The sequence below is a fragment of the Arsenophonus sp. ENCA genome, from assembly GCF_002287155.1.
Classification (GTDB): Bacteria; Pseudomonadota; Gammaproteobacteria; order Enterobacterales; family Enterobacteriaceae; genus Arsenophonus; species Arsenophonus nilaparvatae.
The window spans coordinates 1-1,582 of sequence record NZ_NHNG01000469.1 but is presented as its reverse complement, the minus strand read 5'-3'; the positions used below and the strand labels follow the sequence as shown (position 1 = coordinate 1,582).

3 protein-coding genes are annotated in these 1,582 nt (G+C 37.4%); 2 read left to right on the top strand and 1 reads right to left on the bottom strand.

Features of this window, described 5'->3' with window-relative positions:
* Positions 1-212 precede the first annotated feature (212 nt).
* Together CBG25_RS12145 and CBG25_RS12140 are read left to right on the top strand one after the other, a co-directional pair.
* A complete protein-coding gene (locus tag CBG25_RS12145) occupies positions 213-929 on the top strand; it encodes a transposase family protein (protein ID WP_290606910.1) in 717 nt (238 codons plus the stop codon).
* Between the two features lie 146 nt (positions 930-1,075).
* Positions 1,076-1,309: a transposase family protein gene (locus CBG25_RS12140; RefSeq protein ID WP_290606909.1), complete on the top strand. Its 234-nt coding sequence runs from the start codon at positions 1,076-1,078 to the stop codon at positions 1,307-1,309.
* 37 nt (positions 1,310-1,346) lie between these two features.
* Here the strand turns inward: CBG25_RS12140 and CBG25_RS12135 are convergent.
* Positions 1,347-1,582: hypothetical protein (locus CBG25_RS12135; RefSeq protein WP_290606908.1), on the bottom strand; the 236-nt coding region annotated here is incomplete at its 5' end.

Below are 1,582 nucleotides of genomic sequence, written 5' to 3'. Positions count from 1 at the left end.
TCGTTTGCCATTGTTCAACCGCTGCTTTATATTTCTGCCCCGCCTTATCCACTTCAGCTTGTTGCTCGAAAACAGCATTCGATAATGCGTTAATTTTGTTCTGCTGTTCCTTGGCTTCTTTTTCATTAAACTAGTTGCTGAATAGAGACTTGCATTTTTTGTCACGCTATTGAGAATAAAAAGAGGTTTAACTTAGAGAATAAAGGTTTGAAATGATCAACAAAGAGCGGCTGTTACGAGATAATCGTTTATGTAAAGCAATCATTGGATTATCAGTCGAAGAATTGAAAAATTTAGCCGCTGAATTTTCAGCTTGTTATTTGATTTATCGGAAAAAGAATCGAAAAGATCACGAGCGGCAGATGGGTGCAGGGCAGAAAGGATTTATCCCAACCCCATTAGATAAACTGCTTTTTATTTTATTGTATTTAAAATGTTATCCGACCTATGATTTGCAAGGACTTCTTTTTGGTTTAGATAGAACACGGGCATGTCGCTGGGTAAAAATATTATTGCCGGTTTTAGAGATGACCTTGGGGCGAGAATGTGTTTTGCCCGCTCGTCAAATTCGCTCTGCTGAGGAATTTTTTCGCGCCTTTCCTGGAGTTAAAGACGTCTTTATTGATGGGACAGAGCGACCTGTCCAAAAGCCTAAGAATCTGCGTCGGCGAAAAAAAATGTATTCGGGAAAGAAAAGACAGACCACTCGAAAAGGGCTTATTATGACTGACGAAACAAGGCAAATTGGATTTATCCCCATGAGCAAAAATGGGCGCCGTCACGATAAACGCTTACTCGATAAAGTCGATATAATTCGCCATATTCCTCCTGAGGTAACCATCTGGGCAGATACCGGTTTTCAAGGTATAGATAAACAGCATCCTAACACGAGTTTCGCACAGGCATATAAAATTCTAAAAATGGCTTAAAAGCAATGATTAATCTGCAAGTTACTAAAAAACATAAATTTTCTTAAATTACAATAAGTTGTATTTGATTTATAAGGTTTTRACTATTTATATATCATGCTGAATTAAACTTAAAAATAGAGCGTTTTTTTATTGGTGCGAAACTCGTGCCTAATACACAAATCCCAAAAAAAGGAACTCGAAAAAGACCTTTATCGCCTGAACAAAAACAAGAAAATAAAATAATCTCGGGCATCCGTATTACAGTTGAACACGCCATCGCGGGTATCAAGCGCCTCGGTTGCATGACCCAAATTTTACGGAATCGTAGACCCTTTATTGATGATACCTTCTTACTCCTTAGCGCAGGTCTTTGGAATTTCCATCTCAGAACAGCGTAAAATTTACTTCAATCACCGAAACACCCTTATTTCACTATTAAGCAACACGCTTACTGCTTACTTGCAAGAATATTTTATAGATATCTTTAATGCATGGATAACCGGACAAAATATGAACATCCTGATTTTTTCTTGTTTTTAAATTTATACTAAGCGTGTTGCTTAATAGTGAAATAAGGGTGTTTCGGTGATTGAAGTAAATTTTACGCTGTTCTGAGATGGAAATTCCAAAGACCTGCGCTAAGGAGTAAGAAGGTATCATCAATAAAGGGT